Source organism: Halanaerobium saccharolyticum (genome assembly GCF_003053565.1).
Taxonomy (GTDB): domain Bacteria; phylum Bacillota; class Halanaerobiia; order Halanaerobiales; family Halanaerobiaceae; genus Halanaerobium; species Halanaerobium saccharolyticum_B.
Window position 1 is genome coordinate 1 of the sequence record NZ_QAXS01000032.1, and the last position, 24,229, is coordinate 24,229.

At 27.0% G+C, this 24,229-nt stretch carries 32 protein-coding genes and 1 pseudogene; 18 read left to right on the top strand and 15 right to left on the bottom strand.

The genetic code is table 11. The features are described from left to right. Nucleotides 1–252 precede the first annotated feature (252 nt). The 6 genes from C8C76_RS11425 to C8C76_RS11450 all read left to right on the top strand — a co-directional run bounded on the left by C8C76_RS11425 (nt 253) and on the right by C8C76_RS11450 (nt 4,227). Nucleotides 253–660 carry a hypothetical protein gene (locus C8C76_RS11425; RefSeq protein WP_108141762.1) on the top strand — a complete coding sequence of 136 codons (408 nt, stop codon included), beginning with the start codon at nt 253–255 and terminating at the stop codon, nt 658–660. Next, entirely contained in the window at nt 657–1,049 is a 393-nt protein-coding gene (locus C8C76_RS11430; protein ID WP_108141764.1) for a hypothetical protein, read from the top strand. The genes C8C76_RS11425 and C8C76_RS11430 overlap by 4 nt, the downstream gene beginning before the upstream one ends. Before the next feature lie 289 nt (nt 1,050–1,338). Next, nucleotides 1,339–2,301 carry a hypothetical protein gene (locus C8C76_RS11435; protein ID WP_108141766.1) on the top strand — a complete coding sequence of 321 codons (963 nt, stop codon included), beginning with the start codon at nt 1,339–1,341 and terminating at the stop codon, nt 2,299–2,301. A gap of 70 nt (nt 2,302–2,371) precedes the next feature. After that, nucleotides 2,372–2,986 (top strand): hypothetical protein, encoded by a 615-nt coding sequence (locus C8C76_RS11440; RefSeq protein ID WP_108141768.1) that lies wholly within the window; start codon nt 2,372–2,374, stop codon nt 2,984–2,986. A gap of 88 nt (nt 2,987–3,074) precedes the next feature. Next, the gene (locus C8C76_RS11445) at nt 3,075–3,338 is read left to right on the top strand and encodes a hypothetical protein (protein WP_108141770.1); all 264 of its coding nucleotides are present in this window, start codon (nt 3,075–3,077) and stop codon (nt 3,336–3,338) included. 325 nt (nt 3,339–3,663) lie between these two features. Next, the gene (locus C8C76_RS11450; protein ID WP_089721090.1) at nt 3,664–4,227 is read left to right on the top strand and encodes a hypothetical protein; all 564 of its coding nucleotides are present in this window, start codon (nt 3,664–3,666) and stop codon (nt 4,225–4,227) included. A gap of 129 nt (nt 4,228–4,356) precedes the next feature. Here the strand turns inward: C8C76_RS11450 and C8C76_RS11455 are convergent, their stop codons facing one another. After that, a complete protein-coding gene (locus C8C76_RS11455; protein ID WP_108141772.1) occupies nt 4,357–5,175 on the bottom strand; it encodes a hypothetical protein in 819 nt (272 codons plus the stop codon). A 200-nt stretch (nt 5,176–5,375) separates the two neighbouring features. Between C8C76_RS11455 and C8C76_RS11460 the strand changes: the two genes are divergently transcribed. The 3 genes from C8C76_RS11460 (at nt 5,376) to C8C76_RS11470 (ending at nt 6,426) form a co-directional block, all read left to right on the top strand. Continuing rightward, nucleotides 5,376–5,699 carry a hypothetical protein gene (locus C8C76_RS11460; protein WP_089720768.1) on the top strand — a complete coding sequence of 108 codons (324 nt, stop codon included), beginning with the start codon at nt 5,376–5,378 and terminating at the stop codon, nt 5,697–5,699. 150 nt (nt 5,700–5,849) lie between these two features. Further along, nucleotides 5,850–6,167 carry a YolD-like family protein gene (locus C8C76_RS11465; protein WP_176760095.1) on the top strand — a complete coding sequence of 106 codons (318 nt, stop codon included), beginning with the start codon at nt 5,850–5,852 and terminating at the stop codon, nt 6,165–6,167. 46 nt (nt 6,168–6,213) lie between these two features. Beyond that, nucleotides 6,214–6,426 (top strand): hypothetical protein, encoded by a 213-nt coding sequence (locus C8C76_RS11470; RefSeq protein ID WP_108141774.1) that lies wholly within the window; start codon nt 6,214–6,216, stop codon nt 6,424–6,426. Nucleotides 6,427–6,485: 59 nt separating this feature from the next. Here the strand turns inward: C8C76_RS11470 and C8C76_RS11475 are convergent, their stop codons facing one another. From C8C76_RS11475 to C8C76_RS11490, 4 genes are all read right to left on the bottom strand, one after another. Then, nucleotides 6,486–7,091 (bottom strand): hypothetical protein, encoded by a 606-nt coding sequence (locus C8C76_RS11475; protein WP_108141776.1) that lies wholly within the window; start codon nt 7,089–7,091, stop codon nt 6,486–6,488. Nucleotides 7,092–7,193: 102 nt separating this feature from the next. Then, nucleotides 7,194–7,334, bottom strand: coding sequence for a hypothetical protein (locus C8C76_RS11480; protein WP_181248209.1), 141 nt, complete (start codon nt 7,332–7,334; stop codon nt 7,194–7,196). Nucleotides 7,335–7,624: 290 nt separating this feature from the next. Continuing rightward, the gene (locus C8C76_RS11485) at nt 7,625–7,876 is read right to left on the bottom strand and encodes an AbrB/MazE/SpoVT family DNA-binding domain-containing protein (protein ID WP_108141821.1); all 252 of its coding nucleotides are present in this window, start codon (nt 7,874–7,876) and stop codon (nt 7,625–7,627) included. A gap of 1,133 nt (nt 7,877–9,009) precedes the next feature. Next, entirely contained in the window at nt 9,010–9,333 is a 324-nt protein-coding gene (locus C8C76_RS11490; protein WP_089720759.1) for a hypothetical protein, read from the bottom strand. A 215-nt stretch (nt 9,334–9,548) separates the two neighbouring features. Between C8C76_RS11490 and C8C76_RS11495 the strand changes: the two genes are divergently transcribed. After that, on the top strand, nt 9,549–10,040 hold the full coding sequence (locus tag C8C76_RS11495) for a helix-turn-helix domain-containing protein (protein WP_108141780.1): 492 nt from the start codon (nt 9,549–9,551) through the stop codon (nt 10,038–10,040). Nucleotides 10,041–10,056: 16 nt separating this feature from the next. Beyond that, nucleotides 10,057–10,563: a hypothetical protein gene (locus C8C76_RS11500; protein ID WP_108141782.1), complete on the top strand. Its 507-nt coding sequence runs from the start codon at nt 10,057–10,059 to the stop codon at nt 10,561–10,563. A 233-nt stretch (nt 10,564–10,796) separates the two neighbouring features. Here C8C76_RS11500 and C8C76_RS11505 read toward each other — a convergent pair whose 3' ends face one another. Then, a complete protein-coding gene (locus tag C8C76_RS11505) occupies nt 10,797–11,138 on the bottom strand; it encodes a hypothetical protein (protein ID WP_108141784.1) in 342 nt (113 codons plus the stop codon). Nucleotides 11,139–11,273: 135 nt separating this feature from the next. On the opposite strand from C8C76_RS11505, the gene C8C76_RS15175 reads away from it, so the two are divergent. Together C8C76_RS15175 and C8C76_RS15180 are read left to right on the top strand one after the other, a co-directional pair. Further along, nucleotides 11,274–11,411 carry a hypothetical protein gene (locus C8C76_RS15175; RefSeq protein WP_181248210.1) on the top strand — a complete coding sequence of 46 codons (138 nt, stop codon included), beginning with the start codon at nt 11,274–11,276 and terminating at the stop codon, nt 11,409–11,411. A gap of 23 nt (nt 11,412–11,434) precedes the next feature. After that, the gene (locus C8C76_RS15180) at nt 11,435–11,590 is read left to right on the top strand and encodes a hypothetical protein (protein WP_176760086.1); all 156 of its coding nucleotides are present in this window, start codon (nt 11,435–11,437) and stop codon (nt 11,588–11,590) included. Here C8C76_RS15180 and C8C76_RS11510 read toward each other — a convergent pair. The 6 genes from C8C76_RS11510 to C8C76_RS11540 form a co-directional block, all read right to left on the bottom strand. Beyond that, the gene (locus C8C76_RS11510) at nt 11,587–13,263 is read right to left on the bottom strand and encodes a hypothetical protein (RefSeq protein ID WP_108141786.1); all 1,677 of its coding nucleotides are present in this window, start codon (nt 13,261–13,263) and stop codon (nt 11,587–11,589) included. The genes C8C76_RS15180 and C8C76_RS11510 overlap by 4 nt on opposite strands. Nucleotides 13,264–13,338: 75 nt before the next feature. After that, nucleotides 13,339–13,716: a hypothetical protein gene (locus C8C76_RS11515; protein ID WP_089720876.1), complete on the bottom strand. Its 378-nt coding sequence runs from the start codon at nt 13,714–13,716 to the stop codon at nt 13,339–13,341. 335 nt (nt 13,717–14,051) lie between these two features. Beyond that, nucleotides 14,052–14,465, bottom strand: a complete 414-nt coding sequence (locus tag C8C76_RS11525) for a hypothetical protein (protein ID WP_089720880.1) — start codon at nt 14,463–14,465, stop codon at nt 14,052–14,054. Nucleotides 14,466–14,496: 31 nt separating this feature from the next. Next, on the bottom strand, nt 14,497–15,015 hold the full coding sequence (locus tag C8C76_RS11530) for a hypothetical protein (RefSeq protein WP_089720882.1): 519 nt from the start codon (nt 15,013–15,015) through the stop codon (nt 14,497–14,499). Nucleotides 15,016–15,170: 155 nt separating this feature from the next. After that, the gene (locus C8C76_RS11535; RefSeq protein WP_089720884.1) at nt 15,171–15,431 is read right to left on the bottom strand and encodes a hypothetical protein; all 261 of its coding nucleotides are present in this window, start codon (nt 15,429–15,431) and stop codon (nt 15,171–15,173) included. A 54-nt stretch (nt 15,432–15,485) separates the two neighbouring features. Beyond that, a complete protein-coding gene (locus tag C8C76_RS11540; protein WP_089720886.1) occupies nt 15,486–16,235 on the bottom strand; it encodes a tetratricopeptide repeat protein in 750 nt (249 codons plus the stop codon). Nucleotides 16,236–16,561: 326 nt separating this feature from the next. On the opposite strand from C8C76_RS11540, the gene C8C76_RS11545 reads away from it, so the two are divergent. Continuing rightward, nucleotides 16,562–17,164: a recombinase family protein gene (locus C8C76_RS11545; protein WP_108141788.1), complete on the top strand. Its 603-nt coding sequence runs from the start codon at nt 16,562–16,564 to the stop codon at nt 17,162–17,164. A gap of 917 nt (nt 17,165–18,081) precedes the next feature. On the opposite strand, the pseudogene cas2 reads toward C8C76_RS11545, so the two are convergent. The 3 genes and pseudogenes from cas2 to C8C76_RS11565 all read right to left on the bottom strand — a co-directional run bounded on the left by cas2 (nt 18,082) and on the right by C8C76_RS11565 (nt 19,992). Then, nucleotides 18,082–18,356, bottom strand: a pseudogene (gene cas2, locus C8C76_RS15540) (CRISPR-associated endonuclease Cas2). Further along, nucleotides 18,357–19,352, bottom strand: a complete 996-nt coding sequence (gene cas1, locus C8C76_RS11560; RefSeq protein WP_108141790.1) for a CRISPR-associated endonuclease Cas1 — start codon at nt 19,350–19,352, stop codon at nt 18,357–18,359. It lies immediately after the preceding pseudogene. Between the two features lie 25 nt (nt 19,353–19,377). Continuing rightward, complete coding sequence (locus C8C76_RS11565) at nt 19,378–19,992, bottom strand: hypothetical protein (protein WP_108141792.1); 615 nt, start codon at nt 19,990–19,992, stop codon at nt 19,378–19,380. Between the two features lie 756 nt (nt 19,993–20,748). Between C8C76_RS11565 and C8C76_RS11570 the strand changes: the two genes are divergently transcribed. From C8C76_RS11570 to C8C76_RS11585, 4 genes are all read left to right on the top strand, one after another. Then, the gene (locus tag C8C76_RS11570; protein WP_108141794.1) at nt 20,749–20,958 is read left to right on the top strand and encodes a hypothetical protein; all 210 of its coding nucleotides are present in this window, start codon (nt 20,749–20,751) and stop codon (nt 20,956–20,958) included. Between the two features lie 489 nt (nt 20,959–21,447). Next, on the top strand, nt 21,448–22,809 hold the full coding sequence (gene csx2 / locus C8C76_RS11575) for a TIGR02221 family CRISPR-associated protein (protein WP_108141796.1): 1,362 nt from the start codon (nt 21,448–21,450) through the stop codon (nt 22,807–22,809). Between the two features lie 16 nt (nt 22,810–22,825). Beyond that, the gene (csx20, locus tag C8C76_RS11580) at nt 22,826–23,221 is read left to right on the top strand and encodes a CRISPR-associated protein Csx20 (RefSeq protein ID WP_108141798.1); all 396 of its coding nucleotides are present in this window, start codon (nt 22,826–22,828) and stop codon (nt 23,219–23,221) included. 17 nt (nt 23,222–23,238) lie between these two features. Next, entirely contained in the window at nt 23,239–24,225 is a 987-nt protein-coding gene (locus tag C8C76_RS11585) for a helix-turn-helix transcriptional regulator (RefSeq protein ID WP_108141800.1), read from the top strand. Nucleotides 24,226–24,229: the final 4 nt, after the last annotated feature.

Consider the following 24,229-nt stretch of genomic DNA (forward strand, 5'->3'; position numbering starts at 1 on the left):
AAAGGATAAGGTAGTGACTGAATATTCTGTAGATAGTATATGTTCTCAATAACTTAAATTTGACAATGCTTAAATATTTTTATGCAATGCTAGTGCTAATAATTATTTATATTTTACTTACTTGCCAAATTAAACTAAAAAAATAAAGTGTATAAAAGGGTTCTAAATACTTATGCGGAATTATTTATATAGCTTTATAGTTAACTAAATATATTTTAAATAATTCAAATTCAACCATAAGGGTGAAATATAATGAACTTAGAAGAAGAGATAAAAAATTTAAATGAAGAACTGAATAATAATGTTGTAGGTGGTCATTTTATTGATCCAGGAATGCAGCCTATAATTAAACAATTTATTAAAAAAGGCATAAAAACTTATAGTTCTTGTGAAGGACATTTTGAAAATGATATTCCACAAATCTTACTTTCTTTTGAATACAACAAATACCTAATAAAAAAATTTATGAGGCTAAAAGAATTTGATATTAGAATAGATCAAACAAGTTTTATCAAAAAACATTTATCAATTAATTATAAAAGGTGTACAATATATAGATTATTTTATAACTCTACAGAAAAGGAATTTTATGAAATAAAAGAGAGAATACTTAAAAATATATTAAAAATTATTGATAGTTATGAGGGTGAAAATATATGATTATAGGTGATGAAGGTCTTTTAGGTTTCAGAGGATATTATAGCTATGAATCAAGTGATTTTAAACCTGAACTTTTAACTGATTCATTAAAAAAAATAATAAAAAAATTGGAATCCAAAAATATTATAGTTCTTGAAGCTTCAGAAGCTTTTTATGAAGATGAATATCCAAGATTATACATAGTTATCAAAGAAGTTGATAAAGTAATAGATAATATTTTAGAAATAGAAGATTTTGATATTCAAGTATTCAGAAATGAAGAAGATTATTCCAAGGCTGTTATAATCATAGAGAGACACTTTCTTAAAGATGAATATACTGAAAAAGAGTTTGATAAGAAACAGGATGAGCTAATTAATAATCTAAATAATTGGATTAAAATAAATTAGTACCAGATGAAATCCAGTTAGAAACAAGAATTATAATGCGAATTTTAAAAAAATATTATTCAAATAGAAGAGAGTTTTTTTATTTACTTTTTTACTCTTTAAAATTATTCGGAAATTAGATGTTTTATGAATTTCTGAGTATTATTTATTAGTATCTTAGATCATATATTTAATAAAAAAATAATTCTAATATTTTATATTAAAATTGGCAATTTATAACATAATATACAGGATAATATTTTCTTTTGTTGAACTTAGTCAGTAAAGGAGTTGAGTTTATGGGTAAAAAATGGGTGCAGCATTAATAATCAGTGGATTTTTAATACCATTAATTTTATTGCTGTTTTTTGGTAATGATTGGGTATCTGTAAAACAGGTAGGAATTATTTACAACATAATGAATGCAGATTTAAGATTTTATGAGTCTGAATATTTAAATAAAATAGAGCAAGATGGCTATGTAGATATAAAAAAGATGAACTATGAAGGGAAAATTTATATTGATTGGGAGAAAACAAGTGAAGAATACAAAGAAGATAAATACACAATACCATTTAGATATGCAGCAGGATCAGGTTTGATTTCTATTATTTTAGGTAGTTTTTTTTATAAAGGAGATGAGATAATGCAAAAATTTGAAAGATTTATTATTTATCCAATGCTTTTTATTGCTATATTCTTTAGTTTTGCAGATGATGGTGTGCAGCAGACGACAGCACAACAGGTTTATGATGAGATAATAGCAAAGAGTATTAGTATTGTCAATGATGAAGGTGAATTGTTAATAAATTTAAGCAGACATGAAGAAAGTAATGTTAATAAGAATTCTGGACGAATTAAGATTATAGGTTATGACGGAGACAAAACTAATATAATACCTGGTCATATTAGTCTAGAACAAAACAAAAATTATTTAAAAGCTCAATCTAATGGGATATATATTAATGAATATGATAATAAAAAAGAGGAAACAAATAGAATTAAAATTGGTAATAATATAAACTCAAATTATACTTATTTTTTTGGAATAGGTATTTACAAAAATAATATATTTCATAATAATCCATACTATATGGACAATATAGATAATTTAAGTGTTATGTTGAAATCAAATTCAAAAAGTGGCTTATTATCTATAAAAAATGATCATGGGGATGATTTAATTTATTTGGGTTCTAGCACAAATAGTCATGGTTTAATTAATATTTATGATAAATATGGTGAAGATTACAGAAGTTATACCTATAAATAGGCTGTAGAATTAAAAATTTGTCTGTTTACTTAAAATCTATATTTTATGAAGTTTTTAAAGGAGGTTTCAAATGAATTTTAGTGAAATTAATGACAAAGAATTAAAAGAATTATTAAGAGGTTTAAGTTTTGCTATAAAAAAAATAGGGGAAGAATATTTTAAATTGGATTTAGCTAGCGAAGATAATAAAGAACATTATAAATATAGAGAGAGAGTTTATTGTTATGAATTTTATCATCAGTTAAGAAATACTTTAGGTTGTGATTACCCTTATGTAATAAATGGAGAAATTGATAAAAAAGATCATCCTATTATTGCTTCTAATAAGAACCCTGATTTTGTAATACATAACCCTGGAAATATGAAACAAAACTTTGTAATTATGGAAGTTAAAAATTTAGAAGGCTTTAGTAAATCTAAAAGGAAAAATGATATAGAAAAATTTATAACTTTCTTTGAAGAATGCAACTATCAATACGCAATATATTTAATTTATGGAGAAAAAGAAAATGAAAATACATTCAAAGAAAACAGGGAAAACTTAGAAGATCAAATAAAAAAGAAGCTAAGTGATAGTGATGAAAATTTAAAATATAAAAAAGTGATAGTTTTATGGCATAATGATATAATAGGAGAAATAGATTATGATATAATTAGTCTTCCAAAAAAACAAAGAAGATTATAATAGCTCGTTAGTATTCACTATTTTAAAATTAATAAATTAGTTGATATAATTTCTGTTTAATATTTAAATAATTTTAGGGGGGGAGAAAATGTTTTCTAAATTATATCTTAAAATTAAAAATATCAATTTTAGTTCAATATTAATTAATCTATTTTTTTCATTAGGGTTTTTATTAATATTAATTGGTATAATGAGTATGGTAATGATGGGTAGTGTTAGGGGAAAATATGAAAATATAGTCGTTTATTATATAATTGGTTTATTTTCTGGAGGGATTATTTTAATTACTTTAGGACAAATAATTAATATTCTTGAAGATATAAAAAATAATTTAAAAAAACTAGATAATTGAAATATCTATAAATAATCTTCGCAAAAGAGGCAATTAACGAATTTAAGCTGCAAAAAAACTGGTTTAAAATCAAAAAAACCCACTCCAGGGAAGGGAGTGGGATAAAACAAGGAGAAAAGTATCTACTACTTCAATTTATGTAATAGTTGCCCTCTGCAGCAACTTTTAAAAAGAGAAAATTTGAATTTTTACTCTGATTAAATATTATCACTGAACAATTAAATCCTCTTTAAAAATACATTAGAAACAAATTAAATAAAGGATATTTAAGTTCAAGAGTGAATATTAATAATAGTTCAGAATATTTTGTGAAGGAGTGTTAGCTATGGCTAAAGAGTTTGATTTTGAAGGCAATAAGAAAAATATTGAAGTAGTAGCTAAAAAATTAAGAGAAAGAAATGAAGCTGAATATGACGCCATAAAAGAGCTCTACAATCTATTATTAGTTAATGATTGTTCAATAACAGAATCTTGTTTGAATGAAGTTGCACTGAAAGAAGGTAGTAACAATCCAGAATTCAACAAATTAAATGAAGAATATAAAAAGCTAAGAAGTACATTTGATAATCTGTTAGGATCTTCAATGAGCTTTGAGGCCTTATCAGCAGCTGAATATCTCGAAGATTATGCTAAGAGAATAATTTATTCAGAAGATAAAGGAAAAGTGATTTCTGAAACTGAAAAAGAGCTAAAAGAACGAATAGAATTCAATAATAAAAAACTAGAAAGTGATAGGGAACATTATGAAGAGTTTCCCGAACATTACTACAATAATGAGGAAGAAATTGAAGAGAACAAAGATGAGATTTATAAATTAATTGATGGATCACATTATTTATTGAATTTGATAAGTGATTTAAAAAAAGAGATGGAAAAATCTATTGCATAAAAATTTATAAAAAAGTAAGAGCAGCTATCTTAAACAACTGGATAGGCTGCTCTTTTATATTTAAAACTACTTTTAAATTTTTGATTAATAAACCAGGTTAGTTGAATAGTTTCAAAACATCTTTTAAACTTATTTCTGCTCCAATTTATCTAACAATCCCTGAATCCTCTCATTATAATCATCTCTAATTTCCTGCAGCTGCTCCTGGTATTCTTTTTCCTGTTCAAGCAGTGCTCGCTCTTTCTCATTAGTTAGTTTTTCCTTCATATTCTCCATAGCATTATCTTTATTTTCAAGCTCCTGATTAAGTGATTCAACCTTAGTATTAAGCTGCTTATTTTCTTTTTCTTTTTCTTCCAGTTCAGCTCCTAGTTCTTTCAGGCGTTCCTTCATTTTTGGTAATTCTTCCAGCTGTTCATCTTTCTTATAAATTTCGGTTTTCAGATCTTGTTTCTGCTGTTGCAGATTATAAATCAAATCATCTTTTGTTTCCAAAGAATTCTCTAGCTGATTATTTTCTTTTTTTAAATCATTTAAAACACCTTTTAAATCTGATAATTCTTCCGAGAGAGATTCTATTTCTTCTTCAGAGGTGTCTTTTAGCTTCTGATACTGTTCTTTTAATTCTTTATGTGTGTCCTCTAAATCAGCTATTTCTTCGTCTTTTTCCTCCAGTTGTTCTTTATACTTATTATCCTTCTCCCTTAAAGCAACAGCCATTTTCTCTCCCATACCAGTGAATATATTAGTGATTTCTTTTTTAATTTTGTTGAGGGAATCTAGATCTCCACTTAATTCAGGAACCTCCTCTTTAACGGAGTTAATATTATAAAGCCCCAGTAAATGTTCGATGAACTCTCCTCGGTTCTCAAAATCGCTCATGTCAGCCATCTTATTTATTTTATCTTTGGTATTTTGATCCACTTTAACACTCCATGTTTCGCTCATTTCAATACCTCCTTAGATTTTTTATTAAATCTTTATTTAAAATATAATTTATAAAAATTAAAAGTTTACATAAGTTTACTATAGTTTACTAAGTATATTAAGTTATAATATAAGTTTACTAAATATTTTGATAATAGTCAAACAAAATTATAAAGAAGGACAATTTGTTTAGACAAAGAATTTATTATTAGGTGATATAAATGAAAAAAGTAATTAGAGGAACTTCTTTTCAGAGAACTTATGATGGTAATTTTGATATGAGGGTTTATAAGCAATTTAAAAATATTGCTAAAAACAAAAATCATAGTCTAAATATTTATATAAACAAAAAAATTGAAGAGCTTCAGGATGATATAAGATTACAAAAATATAATGAAAATGATTTTTATGAAAATAAGAAACTATTTTTAAAGAAGAAAAATCACAAGTTTACTAAAAATATGTATTATATACATGGTCTAAATATGCGTGATTATTTGCAGTCGGTAATGGAAGAAGTAATTAGAAATAACGATATTAGCTAAAGCAAAAGATGTTTTGTTTTCTCCTGAGATTTTATTATTAATTTTGTAAGAATGAAAGATCTTTCAAGTTAATTTAAGTAGATAAACGAACAAATGTATGATAAAATATACTTAAAACTACTTTTATTTGATTTGAAAGGTGGTATTGAAATGAATTTTAAGGACAGGGGAAATAAGAAGTGGACTGCTATGATGCTTATTGAGCATAGGGATAGATTGAAAGAATTGAAAGCTAGTGAGAAGGAGAGGAAGAAACCTATTTTAGATGATCAGGAGAAAAAAGTGATCAATTATAGACTGCAGCAGGCATTGCAGAATAATTTATCTGTAGAAATTAAGTATTATGAGGATAAAAGATTTAAGATAACTAATGGAAGAATAGATAAGGTGGATATTAATCAGAAATATATTCTTATTAATAATTTAAAAATTCCACTTGATAATTTATTGGAAGTAAAATTAGAGTAAGAATCTCAAATTGATCACAAAAAAAGACTAATGGAAGGTGAAAACTATGAAAGAATATGTAGTTACAGCAAAGGTAAAAGGGTCCTCTCCAGGCATAGGTAAGATAACTAAGACATTAATGGCAGAAGGCAAAGAAGAGGCTCTAAATAAATTCTATGAGCATTATGATAATCCCAAACCTGGTAATTACGGTAGAAATGATATTGAGCTGGTTTCAATCAGGGAGGTAACAACTGAAAATAGAGATAGTTTTCATTAAATTTATTACCCCAAAAAACTCGAAAGTGATTTCAAGTTCGAGAGTTCTGGGGTGTTTTTTTATGTCTTATTTTTTTCAAAGAATTGCTCCATTGCAGTGTGATATATTCTTTTCTTATCTATTTTATTTATTTCAGAAAAGTATTCAAGATCTTTAAGCAGCTCACTTGTGATGTTAGCACTAATTTGAGTCTTATCTTTTGGTTTTATATCCTGAAAGGACCAGGTTATTTTTTTATCCTCTCTATCAAGATAATCTTTTATAATCATTCGGCTTAACTCACTCCTGTTTAGACCATATTTTTCTGCATAATCAAAAAATTTTTCTGCCAGCTCATCAACTATCCTCATTGTAAGGTAATCGGCATCTTGAGTTGGAACCATTTCATTGTATAATTTATGGTTTGGATTCTTGGCTGACATTATAATTAACTCTTTTTCTTTGAGTCTGGCTTCTATTTGAAAATTAAATTTTTCGATTTCTTCAATTATGAAATCGCTCCAATGATATTTTTCTACTGCAGCTAGAAATTTTTCATTCAAATTGTCTTTTTTTCTAATGTTTCTTTGTTGTTGATATTTTCTGACTTCAAAATTATTGGTTTGTCCATAATATACTCCCATATCTTTGTAATTTATTATTCTATAAACTGAGTATTTCTGCATTTTTATTTCCTCCTTTAGTTTTTGAATGCTTAAATTGAAAAAGTCCCCAGAATAACTTTTAGTTCTTAGTTTTAGTTAGCCTGGGGATGTTAATTATACTGCTTATGCTTTTGTTATTACTATTTTTTCATCTTTTACTTTGAGGTCTAATAAATCTAATTTTTCTATGCTTGCTTTTTTCCTTAACTTGAATGGCAGCATGACTCTTCCAAGCTGATCTACTTTTCTCTGTTCTGTTTTCACTATTATCGCATCCTTTCTTTTTTTTACCTAAATTTCGTATTTTTTGAGGAGTTAATGTGTCTAGGAATTAATCTATATTCTTATTATACTATAAATTTCTTTTAATTCAAGTATTTTCCAATTATTTTTAAATTATTTTAATTTTTTATAAAACACCCCAGTTTTACTCCCTTTTGGGTAGAGCAAAACTGGGATTAATTATTAAAATATAATTATATATATTTACATAGAAAAAACCTCAGTATTCTTGAAAATAAAAAATTCAAGTTCTACTGAGGTGGGCTTCTGTTCTACTCTTCAATTTTCTCTTTCATTTTGTTTACACAGTCAGTACAGATATGTCTGTCTTCAAATTCAATTAGATTATCCATTGAGCCGCAGTATTCACAACCTGGTTCATATTTTTGGAGAATTATCTTATTTCCATCAACAAAAACTTCCATCGGATCTTTCTTGGAAATATTTAAGGTTTTTCTTAATTCGATTGGAATTACCATTCTACCAAGGTCGTCAATTTTACGAACAATACCAGTTGATTTTATTGTAATCACTCCCTCTATATTGTTTTTTATTTCTTTATATATATTTGAATATAAGTTAAATTATTCCTGCATATAGCTCAAATTTTCTCTCTTTTGGACAGAAAAAATTTGAGACTAAAAAAGACTCTAGATATTCTTGAAAAACCATTTAAAAACAATCTCAAGTGATTTTAGGATGATGATATCATGTTTTTTTTGTTCCCACTTTTCCTTTCTTCCTGGCAAAGCAAAAGTGGAACCAAAAAAGCTTTATTTAATACCTATTTTTAAAAATTTTTTCAAAATGGATTCAATTTAATAAACCCAAAAAATAAATCAGAAAAATATAGAAATACGGGGTTTAAATTGATAAAAAAGGGGTATGAAATATGAAAAAAGGGGTGGCAACTTATGATAGAGGGGGGTATCCCCCAGGTTTGCACCAGCTACGGAGGGGGTTTTATCTACAGAGGATAACTTTTTTCTTATAGATGGATTTATATCTTTTGAAAAGTCAAAAATAAAAAGTTGTGCTATTTTGTATATATTTATATATTTTTGTCATTATATTATTTAGACTAAAGTATTCTATTTTTACAATTTAAAAAATATCTGACGATATATGTCGAAAAAACAGATTTATGTTTTAAAAATTTGTAGGACAATTATGATTACAAAAAGATCCTAATTTATAAGCTTTTATAGCTATTTTTATGGAAATTTGTAGGACAATATGTGTTAAGTTTCTAATTTAAATTTTGTTTTTTCAACTTATAAATTTTACTTGTGTTAAATCTTATCTCTTAAAATAGCTCTGATCCCTTATTATATAAGTGATGAAGTGTGTATCACAAGTATTTTACTCAAGTATTAAAAATAAAACCAAAAAATCTTGCAGTCCCTTCAATAACAGTAAAGTCTCTGTACGACAAATATATATTTTAATATTTAACAGCTACAACAATTATAATTTGGAAAACTGGCTTAATTTTATCTTCTAGTTTCTTTTCCTTTTTTGAATTTATTTAATGCTTGGTTTAATATTCAACTAATTAAATGGACTCATAGATTTTACAGGATGAAAAAATAAAACTCCCTGATAGTTAGAACCATCAGGGAGAAAATAAAAGGGGAGATTATTTTTTTAATTGATTTTACCTGTAATAATAAATTTTATCTTGATTCTGATAATCTGAATCTGGTGTCTTAAGATTTAATAAATCATCTTTGTAATTACCTGATCTATCTATTTCAACCATTACTGGAACAGGTTTTTTTGTATTATCCAGATAAATAAGTTGATTTGATTTTTTAAATTTTTGTCTATTCTTAAATAATTTTTTAATATCTCTATAATTTGATTTCATTAATTCTACACCAGCAGTTAATCCGATAATTAATAATATGATTTGAGTTGAAAAACTTAAAGTGGCGATTTCGTCTGCAGCTAACATAAAAATATCTATTATTTGTTTCACTTGCAAAACCTCCTGTTTTTATTTTGTGATTACAACAATATTGTATATTAAATTTGTTTATTTGTCAAATATTTTTAAAAATAACTTGCAATTTAAACAAATAAATGTTATAATAGTAGTAGAAATGATTTAAAACTTGTTTTGTTTGCAAATTGAACTGCTAATTTAAAAATATTAGTTTAAAAGATGTTTTAAATGAAAAAGAGGGGATTAAAATGGATAATCAGATCTGGGAGAATTTAAGGAAGATCAGAAAAAATAAAAATAAATCACTTAAAGAAGTTTCTAATTCAATTGGTATAAATACCAGTAGTTTGAGTCGGATAGAAACGGGAAATTCACCGAGTGTTAGCTTTGAGACCATCTATAATTTAGCTGATTATTATAATGTAAGTCTTGAGAAATTAGCTACAAGTAATATAAATGAGGAGAATCTTAGCGATAAAGATACAGATGAAATTACTATTTCAAGAGAAGAGATGCCATACTATAGCTTGGCTATTGAAGCAAAAAAAGAAGGGTTATCGGTTGAAGACACCAAAAATTTAATTTTGCTATTTAGAAAAATAACTTCTGAAATTCAAAGAAGAAATATAAAAGATAAATATTTTGATCTAGCTCTTAAGGCAAAAGGAAACGGAATAAGTGAAGCTGAATTCAGCAGCATGGTTGATATTATGATTAAGAACAAAGAAAATGATAATTAAGGGAGGATAATTAAAGATGAAAAAAGTAACCAAACTTGAAAATTATAGAAAGAAGAAAAAAGAAGAGAAACTTTCTCAAATAGATGAAAATGGTTTCAGAGAGATACCCGAAGACGAACTTGCAGAAATGCTAGATCGAAACGGGGATCTTAAACTTGATTCTGATGATTATGATATTTATGATGAGGAATTTATTCAGGAGAATGCTGAGCATATTGCTCACCATACTCTTCCTTTCTGTACAGTATGTGATAGTCCTTTGAAAGAAGGAGACAGAGTGGATTCCTTATGGCCAATGCAATATAGAAACAATATTTGCAACTGGTGCCAAGATAAATTACCAAAGAAGATAAAAAATAAAGGTATTGTAAATCTAGAAAAACTGGAATTGGTATTAATTGAAGAAGACTATAAAAAGATAAAAGAGCATTTAAATAAAAAAGACATTTATAATATTGAGGGACATCAAATAATTACTGAAGACTTATTCCAAAAAATTAAATATCAAATTTTGAATGGTTAACTTTAATCTTTTAAGAATAAAGCTCCCAAGCAGGGAGCTTTGTTCTGAAAGGAGATTTTCTATGTCTTATGTTCAGATGAGTTTCTCATTTAAGCATTATCAATTTTGACATTAACATCAAGTTTATCTATGCTACAGTTGGGGCAAAACCATTTGATATCTTTAAACTCCTATCATTGCATATTATATTAATTATTAACTTATAATAATAACTATTATTAGGATATCAATTTCTATTGAGCTTTACAATGATTTTTTCTAATATCTTCTACTATGGATTGAGCTTTGTCCCACCCTTTTTTGGTTAACATAAAAATTCCTCCATACCATTTTTCTGCATAACCCTTTCTAATTAGAGCAGCTAATCCAGCTCGATAATCAGCTTTTGTTTTGGGTGTGCTATCATAATATTGATTTCCAATTCGGATATAAGGCTGTTCAAAAGAAGTGTTTACCAGATAAATTTTTCCTTCAGCAAAATAAGCAAAGCCTAAAATCTCGCTTTCTTCATATCCCAAAACTTCATCAGAAAGAGTATTAAATTTTTTGATTGAATCAGTGATTTCACTCAACATTTTTATCAATTCCTTTCTATTAATTTATTTAATTATATCATTCACAAAGTTTTGTTTTTAGGTCATTTTGTAATTATTTTTTAAATAAGATAAAATAAATTATAGAATAAAAAGATAAAAAAAGGAGATGCTCTAATGACTTCTAGTGATAAAGGTAGATCACCAAAAGAATCTCTTGAACAATCTCTAAAAGAAATGAAAATGATGCGTGAAGGTAAAATGAAAAAAGCTACCTGGGAAGAATTTAGAAGTTCTTCAAGAAATGATAATTAAAAAGTATGAAAGGTGGTGTAATAATGGCAACTTCTTCTATTTTTGATAAATTCGTCATTGATTCTGACGAAAAATTAGAAATTTTGCTTAGAGAAAAAAATACTGAAGGAAGAAAAACTCCCTATATTGATATAGATGAGAAAATAAAAAGAGGAAGAAAAGTATTAGAAAACTTTTAATCTAGTTGTTTCTTATCATTACACTCATAACACAGACAGGTATTATCTTCCCCATAAAAATATATCCAGTCTTTAGTAAACTTATTGCAGATTCGACAATTTCCCCATCTATTCCCCTTACTATCTCGCCAGAGTTTAGTTTCTGGTTTCTTTTTTTCTGCAAAAGCTTCTTTTCTTAAGACCTCAAAAGGTTTTTCAGGTTTAGATTTATTTTCTTTTTTTGATTTAGCATTATTTTTTGATATTTTCTTAGCTTTACTGAAATTGGAATCATAATATTGCTTTTTAATCGTTTTTACTTTAGTAGGATTATAATCTAGATCATCTTTAAGCCTTTCAAACCACCAATAGTAAGGAGTTCCATTAGACCCAAGTTGCTTTTTTACAAAGCCATATTCTTCTAGATTTAACAAAAAATCTGCAATAACTAAATCTAGACCAACTTTTTCATCTAATAATTGAGGGTATAAATCTTTTGTATAAACCATATTTTTATTTAAGGGTAGAGTTGTTTTCTTTTTAATATAATTGACTATGTGTTTAACCTGAAGCTTTGAGGAACTTTTACGGTTAAGGCTTTTAAATATAAAAATTCTAAATATTAAAGTCTGCCACAGTCTCCTATCGCATTTAATAATATTTTCATTCTTGATTTTTCTATTTAAATATTTAGGCATATCATCTGCATCTAAATTTAATTCTTTAGACAACTCAATCCATTTTTGATTATTTTTTAGTTGTTTTGCCCACTTTGTTCTCTGGGTTTCTTGGACATTTTCTTTTAAATATTTCTTTATTACTTTAGCTTTTAATTTTCTATTTTTAAGTTCTTTTTCGAATTCTCTTTTTTTCTTCTCTTCTAGTTTCTGGATTAAATTTTCTTGATCTTTAATGAAATTATTTATTCTTTTTTTATATGCTGTTCTAATTTCCTTTAACCCAGGATAATATATCCAGGTTTTTATATCAGTATTATTTAGAATATAATTTTTAAGTTTTATTTTATCGGAATAAACTTCTTCTGGAGTATCAGAAAGATCTACTTCAATAGCTAATACATTTTTCTTCCCTAATTTCTTTATTTTTATATCATCAACTTCATGAGTAACCTTAATTTCAACTGCTAGGTTGAACTTTTGAATAAAAACATCAGGTATAAAATTATTAAAACTTTTTTCTAAATCTGCTCTATTAAAATAAATCGCTTTTTTATTATCAATTACTAGTTTTGGAGTTTCAATTGATATCTGGTTATCGGAATAAGTTTTATATAACTTTTTTATTTCGAAAAACTCTTCTTTAAAGTTATTTAAGATTTGTTCTTCTTTAAAGCAAAAAAAATTGGATGAATATGATTCTGAAGTAATAGCTGATTTTTTTAGTGGATTATTTATAATCTCATTAATATTAATAGATTTTGGTGGGAGCATTAATTTTTTGTGTTTTTTTATCACCTGTTTGGCAAATAAGTGCAAGGCACTTTCCAAAGCTGCACCGCAATCTTCTTTATAATGTCTGAAGTGGTGAACTTGCTTGTTACCTAGAACAGCCAATAACGGCTTATGGCAGGAGGGGCAAGTGCAGTTTGCTCTTAAACCCCTTTCATTAGATGGAATATCATTTATATGAATTATCTTATTATCTCTTAGTCCAAAAGGATTTTTGATGTTCATAAAATAACCTCTTTCATTTAAAAAATGATATATTTTCTATTAATAATATAATTCTTTAAAATAAAAAATTATCCTTTATAAGTGATTTCTCATACCATCACAATCTAATTCACAATAATAACCTGACATAATTTTTTTAGTTTCATTAACTATTTTCTCTGATCTTTTCCAGCCAGAATTGGTCAGTATAAATATATTTTCATTCCAGTTTTCAGCAAATCCTTTTTTAATTAAATTTACCAACCCATTTCTGTAACTGGCTTTTATTTTTGTATTAAAATTATAATGTACTGAACTTATACGAATATAAGGCTGTCCGAGTTTATTATTAACAATATGTATTTCTCCATCAGCAAAATAAGCATATCCTAAAATTTCTTTTTCGAAAAAACTCAATTCATAACCTGGTAAAGAATTAAACTTTTCAATAGCATAGCTAATTTCACTTAACATAGGATCACGCCCTTTATTTTTAATTATTAGTTTTTGTTTCAATAAATAAGTCATGAGCTTTTTTAATGGTAAAAACAATAACTATTAATTTAATAAACCCATCAGTTATAAGTGCTATAAAAATGTATATCCCTAAACTTACAAAAGGAGCTTTTCTTTCTATCAGCTCGTCTATTAAGCCAATAATAATCAAAAACACAATAATTAATATAATCGCTGTTATATCAATTATTATTCCGCCTCCCTTTTATTTTTTCCCCACATACATTTAGTATAATTACTCTCAAAAAATAAAAAAGAGGACTCCTTTATTTGAAAGAAGCCCTTTAAATCAGCTATTCAGCCTCTACAATTTGGAAAGAACTTTCCAGTTTTTTGTTGGGAGAATCCATTTTTTTATAAACAGCTGCTTTATTTACATAATTTGATAATCCTTTAGGTATATTTTTGCTTTTAATATTATCATAGCCAAAAGCTCTAAGAATATCTTTAACCATCACTCCCATAGTTTGTTTAGAAAAGCTATCATTCAGCTCGAATTTCTCCTGCTCTCCATAAAGATTTTCTATTTCTGTTATAGAAGCAGCTAGAGCTGGTATTTCTAATTCGCTAAATACCATCATTCTATAGATATTTTCACCTTTTGCTAAAAGAGAATATATCTCTTCAGCTATTTTGTTATCACTAAATTTTTGATGTCTGGGATTCCTCTCGATAAAAGAATTAAAATCAATTTTATAATTTGTCATTTAACTCACTCCTTTTATTTTAATTATTCATTTAATATATCTTTAAAGTCTTAAAATGCTCAATATTATAGGGTGAATCTTCTTTGAAAATTAAAGCCTTAAAAAATGCAATTTTATAGGAAGTTTGTTTTTTAAGATTAAAAATAGCAAAAGCATCCTTTTTTTCTGAAAAAGCATAAATATGATTTTCGGAGTCGAATATTTCTTTTGCTGGGGCAAAACAGACACAGTAATACTGATTGTCATCAATTTTAAAACTTTTAATCTGGTAATTATCGATCATATTATTAAATTCTCCAGATCTCATCTCGAATTCTATTCCTTTTATATATAAATTATTATCAAGATTGTTCTGAAATTCTTCTATAAAATCTTCATCTCTTGCTGCCACATATTTTTTATCAGGCCAGTTAAGTTTATTTAACTGATGGCTAAGATTGTTATCTGGTTTTAAAGTATAGTTGATTTTTTTGATTCCATTTTCATGACGGCGACAATTATTTATGAGATAAATGTAGCCCATCCCCCACTCATTATAAGTAATATCCATAATTTACCCCCTTTTTTTATTAAAGAAACCATGTATATTTATACCTTTATATTTAATATGTTTATTATAAACTATTTAAATATATATGTCAACTCTTTTTATAAAATAAAAAAAGAAAACCCATTTAGAGTTTTCTTAATGATTTTAACTAATATTTATTTGTGTTCTCGATAGGTTTCAATTAAACTGCTTTTAGGGTTTTTGTTCTTTTTTAAGTTTTCTAAATCATATTTTTTCCTAATTTCTTTTCCCAATTCGGAATTTAATTCATCTTTAACTTTTTTATCATTTCCAACTAAGCTTGAATACTTATCCATTAATTCAGGATCGTTTTCTATCATTAAAAATATCCTGTCTGTTATGTCTTTACTAAACTTATCAAAAACTTCATTAAAGAAATTGTCAAACTGGCTCATATAAAATCTCTCCTTTATTTAATTTAATAATAATTTAAAGAAAATAATTTAGTCCTATAAATTTTCTTTAAATAATTGATAACCTTGTTCATAATCTGGATGAGTTTCTGCGGCATTTTTATAGTTTTCCAATGCCTTTTCTTTATTATCCAATTCAAAATAACATTCACCTATCTTTGAATAATAAGCTGCAATATTTTTATTTTCTTCTTCTTTGCTTAAATTATCATCTTTTATTGATGCAATTGCTTTATCGAATTGAACTATTGCTTTTTCATATTGTTCTCTTTCTTTATGTATGGAAGCTAAAGATGAATAATAAATATAATAATCAGGATTTAAATTGATTGCCTTTTTATAGGCATCAATTGCTAAATCTTTTTTACCATTGTAATCCAAAAGTGTAGCTTTTTCTCCGTAATATTTGGCTTCGTTTGGATTATGATCAATAGCAGAATTTAATAATTCAAGGCCTTCTTCTTCATTCTTTTTGCCGAGAATATAATCCATTACATCTTTCTTATATTCATTATAGTATTCTTCAGCTTTTTCTTTATCACTTTCAGAAATATTTTCTTTGCTTTCAACTACTGCATTATTTTGAGTTTGGTTTTCAGTAGCTAAGTTTTCTTCTGTATATGTTATGTTAAATAAAAATAGAAATGTAATGATCAATAAAGAGTAAACTGTAAAAACTTTTTTTCTTGTTTTTTTACCCTTCCAGAGAACTAATTTAGGTTTAATGAGACCAATGAATAAAGCAAAAATAGATATGAAAAATAATAACACAAATAAAGTATCCATTATACACTCCTAATTAAAATTTTTTGATATTATGGTATAAATTTATAATTCAAGATAAAACAAAATTTCCCTTTAATTTTATTCAATTATTTATTTTATGATTTCTATAGCCCAAAAAGTATACCTTTTGGGAGTCTTTTATTAATAGATTTATAAACAACAAGTAAAGTCAGTGATAGCAGTGAATCTAACCTGCTATTTTCTTTTTATTAAATCCGTATCAAAAGGTATAAAAATTAATTTAGAGATATCCCAAAATAAAAATGTACCTTTTGAAACTTTTATGATATACTATAACTAATAATTGGAAATAGAGGTGGAATAATATGAGTGGTAGAAAATATGGTTATATAAGAGTCTCCAGTAAAGAACAGAATCCTGCCAGGCAGGAAGATGCACTTTTAAAAGCCGGAGTTGAAAAAGATTATATTTTTATGGACAAAATGAGTGGAAAAGATTTTGATAGGCCTGAGTATCAATTAATAAAAAGATTGCTTAAGGAAGATGATGTTTTATTTATTAAAGATTTAGATCGCCTGGGAAGAAACTATAGAATGATTAAAGAAGAGTGGAAAGCGATTACTATGGATATGGGGGCAGATATAGTAGTTTTAGATATGGATCTTCTAGATACCAGAAAATTTAAAAACGGAATGGAAGAGTTAATTTCTAATATTATTCTAGAGTTATTATCTTATATGGCTGAAAAGGAGAGAAAGAAAATTAGACAGCGGCAGAGAGAAGGTATAGAAAAAGCCCGCAAAGATGGAGTGCATCTCGGCCGACCTAAAATTAAAGTTGATGATTTTTCCTATTACTATAATCAGGTTTATGATAAAGAAGAGATGACTGCTGTTGAAGCTATGGAAGAGTTAGACATTAGTAAAAGTACATTTTATAGAAGAAAAAGTGAATATGAGAAAAATTAGATATAATAGTTGTATAATTAACAAAAGTGATGAGTCCTTATTTTAAGGATATCATCACTTTTTTTATTTCACCATTAAATTATAAAACTAATCTTTATGATAACCCAATCTAAAAACGATTAATAAAAATCTCAAGAGTTGACGAAGTAGATTTTTTATTAGTTCATTAAACATTTTATCAACCCCTATAGACGCTAACATATAATTTGTTTTTTAGATTTTTTATAGAACTATTTTAATTGCAATCCTTGTTGTAATGGACTGCTGATTCTGACGATAAATATCCTAAACGTTGGGTTTTGTATGAGTCGCAATCCTTGTTGTAGTGGACTGTTTATTCTGACATATATGGACAACAAGCTGGGATGATCCTGGGATGATCAATATATTGAAGTCGCAATCCTTGTTGTAATGGACTGTTGATTCTAACCCATATGAAGAAGAAAGGAATTAAATCAAAATTCACACCGTTGCAATCCTTGTTGTAGTGGACTGTTTATTCTGACTAAAGATATGCGTTCTATGTATGACCGATATAAAAGGTCGCAATCCTTGTTGTAGTGGACTGTTGATTCTGACAGTACCCCTTGCGAAACTTGTTGTGACAGGGCTGAAATCGCTATTTGCGCGGGTCACCGTTTTCGACAAATTTTTCAAGTTGATTCGACAAAATTGGAAATATATGAGAGTTTAATTAGCTCACTTATCCTATAGAATACTCTCATATAATATATTATTCTCTGTTTGCGCGGGTGAAGGGGGTTTTTACCCTTTTTGAAGACCCACGATAGGAATAATTATTAATAATTTAATACATTTATTGCTATTATTTACTTTTTAAGGTTCAAATGTTTATTAACTATTAAATATATTATATCGTTATATTACTCTAATGACAAGAAAATACAGAAGAAAACCTATATTATTATCGCACCATCGCTAAAATCTTCATTATTTTTACCTAGATTTTTAATTTTACTTTCACAACTGCTGCAGAAAAAATAGATTTTAATGCTATCGTCTTGACTATTTATTTCTGTTTTTAATTTATTTTCTAATTCAGAATAAGTCTTTTGATCTATACTGCATTCAAATATACTAAATTGAAATTATTTCCATAATCTTTTAAAATCTTAAATATTCTAGTCCGTCTATTCTGATCAGAGATATCATAACAAATTAAAACTTTAATTTATCTCACCTCTATTGGAACATATTTTTGATTATTTACAATAGTTTTTCTAAATAATTTAATCTGATGTTGGATTGTCTTTCTCCAACTTAGATTCTCTTTCTCATCATTATATTTAACATATTTTTCAAGCTTTCTCTCATATTCCTGCAAGAATATTTTTTTACTTTCATCGGTAAATAATACTTTGGAACCATCTTTTCTAAAATCGTCTTCATCTATGATCTTTTTATTTATAATATTTTTTACTAGAATGTCTATAATTGGTTGCCGAAATTCTTCCATTAGATCTAATGCTAATGATGGTTTTCCATATTCTACAGAATGGAAAAATCCAATGTAAGGATCTAAACCACTAATCGATATTGCTGTTAAAACTTCATTTAGTAATAATGAATAGCCAAAACTTAACATTGAATTTACTGGATCAGTTGGTGGTCTTCTATTTCTTCCATTAAATTTAAAATTATAGTTTAATAGTTTATTAAATTGACTAAAATAATATCTGCTCCCAATACCCTCATAACCTCTTAATTGATTCTCATCGTCAGCATCTTCTAGTTTATTAATTAAATCTTTTATTTCTTCAGCTTTGTTTTGAACATCTTCTAAATCTGATACAGACCTTGATTTTTTTAATAAAATATTTCTCATATTATTTAGTTTAGCAGCAACGATTATTTTACTAAGATTAAATTTAAAATTTCTATCCTTATAACTTTCAAACTGTTTTACTCGAAGTATAGAGTTTTTAGAAAGCTCAGGAACTAACCTTCCTTTATAATGACCATAATAAGAAAGATAAGTAATCGGTATATTTTCATCTAACAGCAGCTGTATAGTTGCTCCAGTAATACCTACTTTCCCGATTATTATTACCTGCTCTACATTAATTAAAGGCACATCAGCTGCTATATCATTTTTCTCTATGACCACTATTCTTTTTCCTTTTTTAGTTAACTGGGTATTCTGTTTTGTAATATAAAGAGTTGACATTTTATCACTCTATTCTTTGTTGGTTTTATTTAACTCTATAAATAGCTAATTTTTTAAATGAATTGATATTATAGGCAATGCATCCTTCTTTAAATATAATACCTTTGAGATAACCTGTTGGAGGAACTTCTTCAATTCTTTTTCTCTTTCCTTTTTCTTTCCTTAAATCTATGACTGTACGTGTACAGTCTTGCCCTTTAGGAATATTTACAATTGCGTAGGCTTCTTTTTTTTCAGTAAAAGGATAAACATAACTATTTTCATTAAAGATTTCTTTTTCTTGATCCAAGAAAACCCCATAAAAGTTGTATTCACTAAAATCAAAACTAACTATCTTGTAATTATCAATAATTTTATCTAATTTGCCGTCTTCAAAAAAGAGTTCCATATCATAGATATATCCATACTGATCTGCTTCATTATAAAATTCCTCTGTGAAAATTTCTTCTTTAATAGCTTGATAATAAGTTTTATCAGGCCAATTAATTTTATTTAATTTAAGATAAATACTATCATCATTTATAATTGAGCATCTTTTTATCTCTCTTTCACCAGCGTAATTTTCTTTTGATTCATCTACAGCAGCCTGAAGAAATATTGATCCAATATAATCTGCTTCTATATCAACAACTATTTCCAATCTAACCCTCTCCTTTTTAGAAAAATTTACTATTTATATTAATATTTATATAAAAATACAAACAATCCTCTATTTAAATTTATTTTAAAAATAATTTATACGATTCGACAGAGTGTTGTCATCTTAGTATTCTATACTTTAATCAACTCCCAAAAAGTACAAGTCAGGCAGTTATTTTTAGAGTAAAAAGTATAATAAATCTAAAAACGGGGTGATTAATCTGGCATATAAGAAAAAGTGTCCTGATTGTAAAGGTAAAAGTTATAGTTCTTCTAAGAAAACCAAATGGATATGTCCTTATTGTGGAAAAGATCTTAAAGATGTTCCAGCTAAAAGAGCTACCGGGTAAAAAATTTTTAAAATTAAATTTCAGACTCGACAGAGTGTTGTCAAAGTTGTATTTTATACTATAATTAGTCAACAAGGAGGGATTTAATAAAAAGTTTTGATATATTATTAATTATTATTTAAGGAGGTGAAAGTTATGGATATTGCTCAAGTTATTGTGGACTCTATGCAGGATGTGAAGGATCGTCTGGATGATGTTGATGATCAGTAGTATTTAGGGAGGTGTTGTTATGTTTTATGTATTTCAATTTAGGGAACAAGCTTAAATTTTCAGTTTTATTTTCCAGGCTCGACAGAGAGTTGTCAAAGTTATATTTTATACTATAGTTAGTCAAGAAAAAGAGGTGATAATAAATGAATGAAAAAGTTATGATCTGTTAGCAACTATCTTTTAGGAGGTGATTATTTATGTCTTTTGGTGATGATCCGGTAGGTAAGGTTACTAAGGGTTTTGTTAAGGCTGGAGGTTCTCTTGGTGGCGGTGCTACTGGTGCAGGTGTTGGAACTGGAGTTGGTTATGTAGTTGCAGGTAGTGCGGCAGCAGCTGGAGGTTGGGCTATCGGTGCGGCAGCAGGTATGGCAGCTGGTTATTCCCTGGCGAAGAAGGTATTGGACTAGCCATTATTATTTTTTATTAGGAGGTGGTATTTATGAATGAGTTATATTTTATTGATGATCTTTGATTTAAGGAGGTGATTTAATGTTTAGAGCTTCTGTTAAGGCACCTATCGGTAAGGTTTTTTCTAAGCCTCACACCCAGTTTGTGATGGATCATGTATTTAAGTTTTAGTATCATTGTCAGTTTATTAATTTTTTAAAGGAGGTGAAACTATAATGAGTGATTTCAAGACTGGTTTTGATGTTGGTGTTCAGGTTTTTATTGATGCAGCTTCTAAGGTTATTTCTGGTAAGTAGTAAGGGCTTATTATTTTAAGGAGGTGGTATAATGATTTATTTTTTCTTAGAACCCAATTTAATAGTTTTATTTTAATCTACCTAAAATATAAATAAAGGTAGATTTTTTTATTCATTTACATGAAAAATTTAGAAAATTGTGATACCATTTATATATACAATTAATTAATTTTTCCATAGGAGGGTAAAATTATGTCGAAAATTCTGATTTCACCTTTAGGTGTCGGTAAACTTGATCGTGATAGTGCTAAAAGAGAGTATTTAGAGGCTAAATATAGGTTTAATAATAAGAAAAGTAATGAATATAAAACACCATTTGTATCAGCTGCAATAGCTCAGCATTTAAATATTGATAAAATGATTTTGGTTGGAACTTCAAAATCTATGTGGGAAGAAGTTTATCGTTATTTCGCTGAAAATAGTTCTTATAAGTTAGATGAGGATTATTATTATAACTTAGTTGAAAAAATTGAGGAATCAGGAGTAAATAATTATTACCTAAAAGAAAAAGATTTACATAAAGTTGATGATGCTATTAATAGTTACTTAAAAGAAAACACCAATAGTCAAATTGAAGCTTCAAAAAGTAAGGTTATTACCTATGGTATTAATGATGAAGAAATTTGGTCAAATTTTGATTTATTTATGGGGCTGACTGAAGAATTAGAAGACGGAGATCAGGTTTATTTAGATATTACTCATTCATTTAGGTCTATTCCTCTATTTATGTATTTAATGATGGATTTTATCCAAAATCTTAAATCAAAACAGATAGAACTTTCTGGATTGTATTATGGAATGCTTGACATAAAAAGAGAAATGGATGAAGATTATGCACCAGTGATTGATTATAAACCTTTATTTGAAATATCTAAGTGGATAAGAGGAGTCTATGACTTTACTAACTATGGAAATGGATATTTAATTTCTGAGTTATCAAACGACAAAGAATTAGCTGATAGAATAAATAGAGTTTCAGATTTATTCAATATTAATTATATCAAAGAATTAAAAACTCAGATAAGAAAACTCAATGAACAATTACAAGCAACTGATCTCAAAAACTTAAAAGTATTGAATTATATTGTTCCTAACCTGGAAGAATTTTTAAATAGATTTGAAAATATTAAATCAGACTGGAAGTTTCAATTAGAAATTAGTAAATGGTTTCATGAAAATAATAAATATGGTAACGCATATATTAGTCTTGTAGAATCTATCTTAACCTATATTTGTGAATTTTATGATCTTGATTTTACTGAATTTAATGATCGTATGTTAGCAAAAGTATTAGTTGGTTCTAAAGAAATAAGGAGAAAATATAGTGATTTGAATAAATTAATGTCGCTTAGCAATAAATTTCTAAAAACCAATACTATACGCAGATCTGTAGCTCATGGTTCTTTATCAGAAACAGCAAGAGTTTCTAAGCAGGATATTGAAAATTATGTAAAATACCAAAATGAAATAGAATCATTACTTAATAGCTTCAAACTTAAAGAAGAAATCAATAACATTCATATTACGGAATTAAAAGATAACTACAGATATTAAATAGGAGGCTTTCATTTTGTCAAAACTATTTCTACTTTTTTCTCATGAAATCACAGATAAACAAAAAGAAGATGCTAAAGAAAGTTTAAATATTAATCAAATTATTAAGCTTCCAGAAACTCTGCAGCAGAAATGGTCTAATATTCCAGCTGAATTAGAAAGTCTAAAAGAGTATATGCTGCCTTTTAAAAATTGGTTAGCTGAAAATGTAAACAAAGATGACTATATTTTAATCCAGGGCGAATTTGGAGCTGTCTATTTTATAGTCAGCTGGGCTAAAAATAATAACTTAAATCCAGTTTATTCAACTACTGAAAGAATTTCAAAAGAAGTTAATGATGGTGAAAGAGTCAAATCAGTTAAGATCTTTGAGCATAGAAGATTTAGAGAATATAAAAGCTGGAATGATTAATTTAGGAGGAATATAAAATGAGTGATCAGCAGTATTCAACTAAGTTTAAAAGAATGATGGCAATTTTAAAAGTTATTGAACACCAAGATAAATATGATGAAGTTGGTGGCAAATTAAACAGAAGTAATCTCGCTAAAATGATTGGTGTTTCAACCAGAACTGTAGATAGATATATTAATGTTTTAAAAAATGAATTAGATTTACCTATTACATATAACAGAGATACTAAAACCTATGAATATTTTGATAAAAGTGTAGAAAAAGAAAATAATAATTTAAATAAAAATGAGATACTACTTCTTTTGATGTTTTTAGACTCATCAAAAAGTTTTAATGGCCTTGAAATAACAAATATTAAAGAGAAATTATTAAATAAACTACCTAAAAGCTTTAAAAACCGATTAGAAGAAGTTAGGAAAAATTTTGGTTACACCAAATTGAAAGAAGCAAAAGGTAATTTAACTTTTGTAGAGCAAATACAAAAAGCTATTTTAAGAGAGAAAGTAATAGAGCTTGATTATGAAGCTGCATATAAAAGTGATTTAAATAAGAAGAGGAAAGTTATTCCTTATGGAGTAACCTGGGATAATGACAAAGGTTATTTCATAGGTAAAGATGTTGAAGATGATAAAATAATTAATTATCGTTTAGATAGAATTAATGATATAAAAATAACTGAAGAACCTGGAATTATTCCTGAAGATTTCAATATTGATGAATATGTTTCAAAATGCTGGAAAATGTTCTTTGGAGATTTAACTAAGATTAAGCTTGAAGTTGATAATAATCTACTTCCATTAATGAAAGATAAATTCAATCCTGAATATTATAAGATCACAGAAAAAGATGAAAACACCTTCATTTTTGAAACTGAAATTAGAGGAGTAAATCTTTTTAAGGGATGGTTATTAAGCCTAAAAACTCAGATTAAAGTTTTAGATCCTAAGTTTTTAAGAGATGAATTAATTATGGATGCCAAAAATATAATCTCAATGTATGAATAAGGGG

Coding starts and splice junctions, on each gene's coding strand:
- cas1 (WP_108141790.1), bottom strand. CDS start 19,352: ATGTCAACTCTTTATATTACAAAACAGAATACCCAGTTAACTAAAAAA.
- C8C76_RS11505 (WP_108141784.1), bottom strand. CDS start 11,138: ATGTTGAGTGAAATCACTGATTCAATCAAAAAATTTAATACTCTTTCT.
- C8C76_RS11465 (WP_176760095.1), top strand. CDS start 5,850: ATGAATTTTAAGGACAGGGGAAATAAGAAGTGGACTGCTATGATGCTT.
- C8C76_RS11435 (WP_108141766.1), top strand. CDS start 1,339: ATGGGTGCAGCATTAATAATCAGTGGATTTTTAATACCATTAATTTTA.
- C8C76_RS11525 (WP_089720880.1), bottom strand. CDS start 14,465: ATGACAAATTATAAAATTGATTTTAATTCTTTTATCGAGAGGAATCCC.
- C8C76_RS11535 (WP_089720884.1), bottom strand. CDS start 15,431: ATGAGCCAGTTTGACAATTTCTTTAATGAAGTTTTTGATAAGTTTAGT.
- C8C76_RS11515 (WP_089720876.1), bottom strand. CDS start 13,716: ATGTTAAGTGAAATTAGCTATGCTATTGAAAAGTTTAATTCTTTACCA.
- C8C76_RS15175 (WP_181248210.1), top strand. CDS start 11,274: ATGACTTCTAGTGATAAAGGTAGATCACCAAAAGAATCTCTTGAACAA.
- C8C76_RS11470 (WP_108141774.1), top strand. CDS start 6,214: ATGAAAGAATATGTAGTTACAGCAAAGGTAAAAGGGTCCTCTCCAGGC.
- C8C76_RS11445 (WP_108141770.1), top strand. CDS start 3,075: ATGTTTTCTAAATTATATCTTAAAATTAAAAATATCAATTTTAGTTCA.
- C8C76_RS11540 (WP_089720886.1), bottom strand. CDS start 16,235: ATGGATACTTTATTTGTGTTATTATTTTTCATATCTATTTTTGCTTTA.
- C8C76_RS11440 (WP_108141768.1), top strand. CDS start 2,372: ATGAATTTTAGTGAAATTAATGACAAAGAATTAAAAGAATTATTAAGA.
- C8C76_RS11510 (WP_108141786.1), bottom strand. CDS start 13,263: ATGAACATCAAAAATCCTTTTGGACTAAGAGATAATAAGATAATTCAT.
- C8C76_RS11545 (WP_108141788.1), top strand. CDS start 16,562: ATGAGTGGTAGAAAATATGGTTATATAAGAGTCTCCAGTAAAGAACAG.
- C8C76_RS11530 (WP_089720882.1), bottom strand. CDS start 15,015: ATGGATATTACTTATAATGAGTGGGGGATGGGCTACATTTATCTCATA.
- C8C76_RS11570 (WP_108141794.1), top strand. CDS start 20,749: ATGTCTTTTGGTGATGATCCGGTAGGTAAGGTTACTAAGGGTTTTGTT.
- C8C76_RS11460 (WP_089720768.1), top strand. CDS start 5,376: ATGAAAAAAGTAATTAGAGGAACTTCTTTTCAGAGAACTTATGATGGT.
- C8C76_RS15180 (WP_176760086.1), top strand. CDS start 11,435: ATGGCAACTTCTTCTATTTTTGATAAATTCGTCATTGATTCTGACGAA.
- C8C76_RS11495 (WP_108141780.1), top strand. CDS start 9,549: ATGGATAATCAGATCTGGGAGAATTTAAGGAAGATCAGAAAAAATAAA.
- C8C76_RS11500 (WP_108141782.1), top strand. CDS start 10,057: ATGAAAAAAGTAACCAAACTTGAAAATTATAGAAAGAAGAAAAAAGAA.
- C8C76_RS11430 (WP_108141764.1), top strand. CDS start 657: ATGATTATAGGTGATGAAGGTCTTTTAGGTTTCAGAGGATATTATAGC.
- C8C76_RS11475 (WP_108141776.1), bottom strand. CDS start 7,091: ATGCAGAAATACTCAGTTTATAGAATAATAAATTACAAAGATATGGGA.
- C8C76_RS11585 (WP_108141800.1), top strand. CDS start 23,239: ATGAGTGATCAGCAGTATTCAACTAAGTTTAAAAGAATGATGGCAATT.
- C8C76_RS11425 (WP_108141762.1), top strand. CDS start 253: ATGAACTTAGAAGAAGAGATAAAAAATTTAAATGAAGAACTGAATAAT.
- csx2 (WP_108141796.1), top strand. CDS start 21,448: ATGTCGAAAATTCTGATTTCACCTTTAGGTGTCGGTAAACTTGATCGT.
- C8C76_RS11450 (WP_089721090.1), top strand. CDS start 3,664: ATGGCTAAAGAGTTTGATTTTGAAGGCAATAAGAAAAATATTGAAGTA.
- C8C76_RS11455 (WP_108141772.1), bottom strand. CDS start 5,175: ATGAGCGAAACATGGAGTGTTAAAGTGGATCAAAATACCAAAGATAAA.